The organism is Amycolatopsis sp. NPDC003861 (assembly GCF_053605405.1).
In genome coordinates, this window is record NZ_JBSGJD010000367.1 from 1 (window position 1) to 7082 (window position 7082).

The window sequence follows — 7082 nt, forward strand, 5'->3', positions numbered from 1 at the left end:
GTTGCGTCCAACGCACCGAACGCCACATTGGGTGCGTCTGACGCACCGAACGCCACATTGGGTGCGTCTGACGCACCGAACGCCACATTGGGTGCGTCAGACGCACCGAACGCCACATTGGGGCGCTCGTCGACCAGTCCGGCGGAGCCGCTCACCGCGTCCGGTGGGCCGTTCGCCGCGTCCCGCGGGCCGCGCCGCCGGACGGCTTTCGATCACCGGCCGCGCGGGCCCGGCGCGGAAGTGCCTGGCGGGCAAGGATTCTGACGCCGCGTCATGATCGTGCGGTGGTCGGAACCGCCTCCGACCAGTGACTTTGTGCGTGCGTTCACAAGTGGTCTACCGTAGGAGCGTCGCCCGGGACGGGCCGGTATCGAACCGGACTCCGGGGCCTGGGTCAAGACACAGTTCCGAATGGCGATGGCCGCCAGACGTGCACAGCGGGCAGGAGAACTACGGCGTGGTGACACAGCGGGGGAGGCGCGACGCGGCGGACTCCCCGGGCCGGGCGCCCCGGCGGCCCCGCCGTCCGGCCGGCCCCGACGCCGACAACGCCCCCACCGCCGAAATGCCCGCGGTACCCGCCGGTGAGCCGGGCCGCAACGGGGATGCCCCCGAGGCCGTCCGGGCCAAGTCGATTCCCGAGGCCGCCGTCGCGCGGCTCGCCGTCTACCTCCGCGTATTGTCCGGAATGTCGGAACAGGGCGCGACCACCGTTTCGAGCGAAGAACTGTCGCAGGCCGCCGGCGTCAATTCCGCGAAGCTGCGCAAAGACCTCTCCTACCTGGGCTCCTACGGCACCCGCGGCGTCGGCTACGAGGTCGGCGTCCTGGTCAGCCAGATCGAGCGCATCCTCGGCCTGACCCGCCAGCACAAGGTCGCCGTGGTCGGGATCGGCAACCTGGGCCACGCGCTGGCCAACTACGGCGGCTTCCCGGGGCGCGGCTTTCCGGTCGAAGCGCTGTTCGACCTGGACCCGGACCTGATCGGCGTGCCGGTCGGGGGTCTCCCCGTCTCGCACATGGACGACATCCCGCGGATCTGCGCCGAACGGGGCATTTCCATCGGTGTGATCGCCACTCCGCCCACCGCCGCGCAATCGGTGTGTGACCGCCTGGTCGCGGGCGGTGTCCAGTGCATCCTCAACTTCGCCCCGGTCGTTCTGCAGGTTCCTGCTCACATCGAGGTCCGCAAAGTGGATTTGGCCGTGGAGCTGCAGATACTCTCGTTCCATGTGGCCCGCCGAGCGGATGACGCCGCTGGCAATCAGGGCAATTCCGGATTACCTGCGGGAGTGCTGCCGTCCGAGAATGGGAACGGCAGGCGGAACGGCTCGGGACCGGACGGCGGACGGGAAATGGTGGTGCGTTCATGAGCGTCTTGGCGGTCGGTCTCTCGCACAGAAGCGCTGAGCTGAGCACGCTCGAGCGCGTCGCGGTGCCTGCGCCCGAGGTCGGCAAGGTCCTCGACGAGCTGCAGCAGGCCGAGCACGTCAGTGAGGTCATGCTGGTCTCGACGTGCAACCGGATCGAGGTTTACGCGGTCGTCGAGACCTTCCACGGCGGCCTCAACGACGTCTCGGAGGTGCTCGCCCGCCAGGCCGGGATGGCCCCCGCCGAGCTCTACGACAGCCTGTACGTCCACTACGCCGGTGCCGCCGTCGAGCACCTGTTCTCGGTCACCTCGGGCCTGGACTCGATGGTCGTCGGGGAGACGCAGATCCTCGGCCAGATCCGCGGCGCCTACGCCACCGCCCGCGAGGCCGGCACCGTCGGCCGCACGCTGCACGAGCTGATCCAGACCACGCTGCGCGTCGGCAAGCGCGTGCACAGCGAGACCGGCCTCGACCAGCTCGGCGCGTCGGTCGTCTCCGAAGCCCTCGCCGCGGCCGGGGACGTCACCGGCAAGCACGCCGTCATCGTCGGCGCCGGCTCGATGGGCGCGCTGAGCGCCTCGCAGCTGCGCAAGGCCGGGATCGGCGAGATCACCGTCGCCAACCGCACCGACGCCCGCGCCCGCCGCCTCGCCGCGAACGTCACCGAGCAGGGCGTGCCGGCCCGCGCGATCCCGCTGTCCGCGGTGGCCGACGCGGTCCGCGACGCCGACATCGTGATCTGCTGCACCGGCGCGCAAGACGCCGTCTTCGCCCCGGAGCACGTGCTGCCGCGCGGTGGCCGGGAGCTCGTCGTCTGCGACCTGGGCCTGCCGCGGGACGTCGACCCGGAGGTCGGCGAGCTGGCCGGCGTCCGGGTGGTCGACCTGGCCACCATCCAGCGCCGGATGCGCGAGGCGGGCACACCGACCACCGAGCGCCAGACGGCCAAGGCGACCGGGATCGTCCTCGACGAGGTGCGCGACTACCTCGCCGGGCAGCGCAGCGCCGAGGTGACGCCGACGGTGACCGCGCTGCGCCGCCGCGCGGCCGAGGTCGTCGACGCCGAGCTGCTGCGGCTGGACAACCGCCTGCCGGGCCTGGACGGCGCCGTCCGCGAAGAGGTCGGCCGCACGGTCCGCCGGGTGGTCGACAAGCTGCTGCACGCGCCGACGGTGCGGGTCAAGCAGCTGGCCGCCGAGACGGCCGACACCGACTACGCGAACGCGTTGCGTGAACTGTTCTGCCTCGACCCGCAGGCGCCCGCCGCGGTGGCGAGCCCGAAGCCCCCTTCAGAGAAGAAGTAGTAGTGACCAGAGTCATTCGCATGGGTACGCGCGGTTCGAAGCTCGCGCTCGCCCAGACCGGGACCGTCGCCGACGCCCTGCGCGCCACCGGCGCCGAGGTCGAGATCGTCAAGGTGACCACGCCCGGTGACCAGTCCTCCGCGCCGATTCCCACGATCGGGGTCGGCGTCTTCACGTCGGCGCTGCGGGAAGCGTTGCTCCGCGACGAGGTCGACGTCATCGTCCACTCGTACAAGGACCTGCCGACCGCCCCCGAACCGGGCATCACGCTGGCCGCCGTGCCGCCGCGCGAGGACCCGCGGGACGCGCTGGTCGCCCGCGACGGGCTGACGCTCGGTGAGCTCCTGCCGGGCGCGAAGGTGGGCACGGGCTCCCCGCGGCGCACCGCGCAGCTGCGGGCGCTGGGTCTCGGTTTGGAAATCGTGCCGATTCGCGGCAATATCGACACCCGCATGCGCAAGGTGTCCGACGGCGAGCTCGATGCCGTGGTGCTCGCGCGTGCCGGACTGGCCAGGATCGGCCGGGCCGAGGCGATCACCGAGACCCTCGACCCGATCCAGATGCTGCCCGCGCCCGCGCAGGGTGCGCTGGCGGTGGAGTGCCGGGCCGCCGACGTGGACCTCGAGCAGCTGCTCCGGTCCACTTTGGACGACGAGGGTACGCGGGCCGCGGTGACGGCCGAGCGTTCCCTGCTGGCCGCGCTCGAGGCGGGGTGCAGCGCGCCGGTGGGCGCGCTCGCCGAGGTCGTCGAAGACCTCGACGCCGAGGGCAAGGTCGTGGAACGGATCTCGCTGCGCGGCACCGCCGCCGCGGAAGGCGAGAACGGCGCGGTGGACATGGTCCGGGCCTCCGCGCTGGCCGATAAGGACCAGGCCGCCCAGCTGGGCAAGGACCTGGCCGCCGAGCTGCTGGACCTCGGAGCCGGAGCCCTCTCCGGCCCTGCTCAATAGCGCTCTCGCGAGCGCTTTTCGAAGACGTAGGAGATCTGCGGCCGCGCGATCGGCACGGCCGCCGCAAGAGGAGAAACGCACAGATGACCCCCGCGCGAAAGACCACCGGGCGCGTAGCGTTCGTGGGCTCCGGCCCCGGCGACGCCGGCCTGCTCACGGTCCGTGCCCAGGAGCTGCTGATCAAGGCCGAAGTCGTGGTGACCGACCCCGACGTCCCGCAGGCCGTGCTGGCCATGGCCGCCGAGGGCGCCGAGGTCCGGCCCGCCGTCGGCGAGGCCGCCGAGGTCGCCAAGGACCTGACCAACGAGGCCAAGGCCGGCCGGCTGGTGCTGCGCCTGGTCGCGGGCGACCCGCTGACCACCCCGGCCGTGGTGGCCGAGGTCCAGGCGGTCGCGCGCACGAGCGCCGTGTTCGACGTCATCCCGGGCGTCTCCCCGGCCGCGGCCGTCCCGGCGTACGCGGGCGTCGCGCTGGGTGGCACGCACACCGAGGTCGACGTCCGCGGCGACGTCGACTGGGCGGCCCTGGCCGCCGCGCCCGGCCCGCTGGTGCTGCACGCGACGTCGGCGCACCTGGCCGAGGCCGCTTCGGCGCTGACCGGCAACGGCGTCCCGGCGTCCACCCCGGTCGCGGTCACCGCGAACGGCACCATCAACACCCAGCGCACCCTCGACACGACGCTCGAGAAGGTCGCCAACGACGCGGGCGAGCTCGTCGGGCCGCTGATCGTCACGATCGGCCAGGCCGCCGGCCACCGCTCGAAGCTGTCGTGGTGGGAGTCGCGCGCGCTGTACGGCTGGAAGGTCCTGGTGCCGCGCACCAAGGAGCAGGCCGGCGAGATGGCCGAGCGCCTGCGCGGCCACGGCGCGACGTCGCACGAGGTGCCGACGATCTCGGTCGAGCCGCCCCGCAGCCCGGCGCAGATGGAGCGCTCGGTCAAGGGCCTGGTCGACGGCCGCTACCAGTGGATCGTCTTCACCTCCACCAACGCGGTCCGCGCGGTGTGGGAGAAGTTCGAGGAGTTCGGGCTCGACGCCCGTGCGTTCTCCGGCGTGAAGATCGCCTGTGTGGGTGAGTCGACCGCGGCGAAGGTGCGTTCGTTCGGCATCATCCCGGAGCTGGTCCCGTCGGGCGAGCAGTCGTCCGAGGGCCTGCTGGCCGAGTTCCCGCCGTACGACGACGTGCTCGACCCGGTCGACCGCGTGCTGCTCCCGCGGGCGGACATCGCCACCGAAACGCTGTCGGCCGGCCTGCGCGAGCGCGGCTGGGAGATCGACGACGTGACGGCGTACCGCACGGTCCGCGCGGCCCCGCCGCCCGCCGAGACCCGCGAGATGATCAAGACCGGCGGGTTCGACGCGGTCTGCTTCACCTCGTCCTCGACCGTGCGGAACCTGGTCGGCATCGCCGGCAAGCCGCACACCCGCACGCTGGTCGCGTGCATCGGCCCGAAGACCGCGGAGACCGCGGTGGAGTTCGGGCTGCGCGTGGACGTCCAGCCGGAGAAGGCGGACGTGCCGCACCTGGTGGACGCCCTGGCCGAGCACGCCGCCCGCCTGCGGGCCGAGGGTGCGCTGCCGCCGCCGCGCAAGGCGAAGCGGGCCCGCCGCTCCTGAGGTCCTTTCACGACGAAGGCCGCCCCCGGTAGGGGCGGCCTTCGGTCGTTTTCAGCGGTTGTTGGTCTCACGCCACTTCAGGTAGTCGGCCACCGAGGCGGGGACGTCGAACTGGGGCTTGAAGCCCGTGTCCTCCGTGAGCCGCGAGATGTCCAGGTACGGGCCGTTCGAGCCGCCCGGCTGGAGGGTGGCGCCCAGCGCCGATGCGAACTCGCCGTAGGTGAACGGGCGGCCGCTCGACACGTTGTAGACCTCGTGGTTCAGCGTCGGTGCCGTCGTCAGCAGGGCGATCGCGCGGCCCGCGTCCGGGGCGTAGCAGACGTCGCCGCCGTCGTCGGTGTGCAAGCCGGCCGGCCGCACGGCCGTGTTGACGAACGAGGGGATCGGGCAGAACGGGGACTGCGGGTCGACCAGGGGGCCCCAGATCGTGCCGATCCGCAGCACCACCGGCTGGACGCCGCTGCCCGCGAGCGCGTGCGTCGTCAGCGGCTCGACCGCCTTCTTGTAGGCGATGATCAGGTGCGGCAGGGAAGCCGTCGGCAACGCGAGGTCTTCGGTCCACGGAACCTCGGGACGGCCGACGTACACCCCGAGACTGCTCGCCACGGCGAACCGCCGGACACCCCACGCGCGGGCCGCGGCCAATGCGTTGAGCAGCCCCGCCGTGTCCGTGCGGAAGAACTCCACCGGATCCTCGCCGGGAATGCTGCCCGCCAGGTGGACGATCTCGGTAATGTCGTGCCGCGCACCCAGTGCGAGGAAGGCGGCTCCATCGGTGACGTCGAGGTGTTCGACCGTGACGCGTCCCGCCAGGAACGAGGGGACTTCCGCGCGCCGGTGGGCCGTCACGACGACGTCGTGGCCGAGGTCGAGGAGCGCGCGGGCGGTGTGGGCGCCGATCATGCCGAGCCCGCCGGTGACGAGGATCATCGCGCCAGGCTAGGGACGCCGAGCCGGGGGTTCTTGAACGAATCGCGCAGGAACGGCAGGTAGGACGCCGAGTGGTCGTGGCCGCAGGCGCACTCCTCGACGCTCCCGCCGAGCAGCGTGCGCGGCGTGAGCCCGGTCAGGCGGAGGCACTCACGGCTCAGGTGGGCCTGGTCGGCGTACCCGGTGTCGGCGGCGAGGCCGGCCGGGCTGCCGGCCCCGGCCTGGGCCAGCGCGAGGAAACCCTGGAACCGCAGCGTCCGCTGGAGGGTCTTCGGCGCGACGCCCACCGCCTGCAGGCACCGGCGGCGCAGCTGGCTGGGGGAGAGCGCGAGGTGCCCGGCGAGGCCGTCGATGTCGACCGGCCGCCACGGCATGAGCCGCCGCACGGCCTCGGCCACCAGCGGGTCCACCGCCTTGCGCGGCAGCCGGGCCTGCAGCACCTCGATCGGCCCGGACGCGGCCTCCGTGAGACGGTCCGCCTCGCTCCACAAGTCCGCCAGGTCGAGGTGCTGGTCGACCAGTTCGTCCAGGGGCACCGGAAGTGGTGGCGCGGCACCGGGCAGGTAACGGACGCCGACGAGCGTGGTCCGCGCGGGGATGACTTCGAGCCGCGCCGACGTCAGCGGGCCGAGCAGCCGGGGCCGGCCGCCGACCGGGAAGTGGAGCTCGACACCGCCGGTGGGCAGGTGCCGCTGGACGTACGGTTCGTCGCCGGTGCGCTGGACCCAGACCGTCCGCACGACGCCGGCCAGTGCGGGCACGGGAAGGCGTTCGACGTACACCCCCGTACCGAAGCGGTTCGGCGAGAGCGGCGTCAAGCGCCCCAATGTGGCGTTCGGGGGGCGGGGCCCCCCCAAACCCCCAAATTGTTGGGGGGTCGCAACCAACACCCCAAATTGGGGCTTTGTGC

Annotated in this window: 6 protein-coding genes; 4 read left to right on the forward strand and 2 right to left on the reverse strand. The window is 72.6% G+C overall.

All coding sequences use genetic code 11. The features are described from left to right. Window positions 1-457 precede the first annotated feature (457 nt). From ACWEVN_RS44975 to ACWEVN_RS44990, 4 genes are all read left to right on the forward strand, one after another. On the forward strand, window positions 458-1372 hold the full coding sequence (locus ACWEVN_RS44975; protein ID WP_449678391.1) for a redox-sensing transcriptional repressor Rex: 915 nt from the start codon (window positions 458-460) through the stop codon (window positions 1370-1372). After that, the gene (locus tag ACWEVN_RS44980) at window positions 1369-2676 is read left to right on the forward strand and encodes a glutamyl-tRNA reductase (RefSeq protein WP_310967915.1); all 1308 of its coding nucleotides are present in this window, start codon (window positions 1369-1371) and stop codon (window positions 2674-2676) included. Before ACWEVN_RS44975 ends, ACWEVN_RS44980 begins: the two co-directional genes overlap by 4 nt. Before the next feature lie 20 nt (window positions 2677-2696). Continuing rightward, on the forward strand, window positions 2697-3626 hold the full coding sequence (gene hemC, locus ACWEVN_RS44985; RefSeq protein WP_449686748.1) for a hydroxymethylbilane synthase: 930 nt from the start codon (window positions 2697-2699) through the stop codon (window positions 3624-3626). Between the two features lie 83 nt (window positions 3627-3709). Further along, entirely contained in the window at window positions 3710-5242 is a 1533-nt protein-coding gene (locus ACWEVN_RS44990; protein ID WP_449686747.1) for a uroporphyrinogen-III synthase, read from the forward strand. A gap of 51 nt (window positions 5243-5293) precedes the next feature. Here ACWEVN_RS44990 and ACWEVN_RS44995 read toward each other — a convergent pair whose 3' ends face one another. Both ACWEVN_RS44995 and ACWEVN_RS45000 read right to left on the reverse strand, forming a co-directional pair. Further along, complete coding sequence (locus ACWEVN_RS44995; protein ID WP_452055358.1) at window positions 5294-6172, reverse strand: NAD-dependent epimerase/dehydratase family protein; 879 nt, start codon at window positions 6170-6172, stop codon at window positions 5294-5296. Further along, window positions 6169-6990, reverse strand: a complete 822-nt coding sequence (locus tag ACWEVN_RS45000) for a helix-turn-helix domain-containing protein (RefSeq protein ID WP_452055359.1) — start codon at window positions 6988-6990, stop codon at window positions 6169-6171. The genes ACWEVN_RS44995 and ACWEVN_RS45000 overlap by 4 nt, the downstream gene beginning before the upstream one ends. Window positions 6991-7082: the final 92 nt, after the last annotated feature.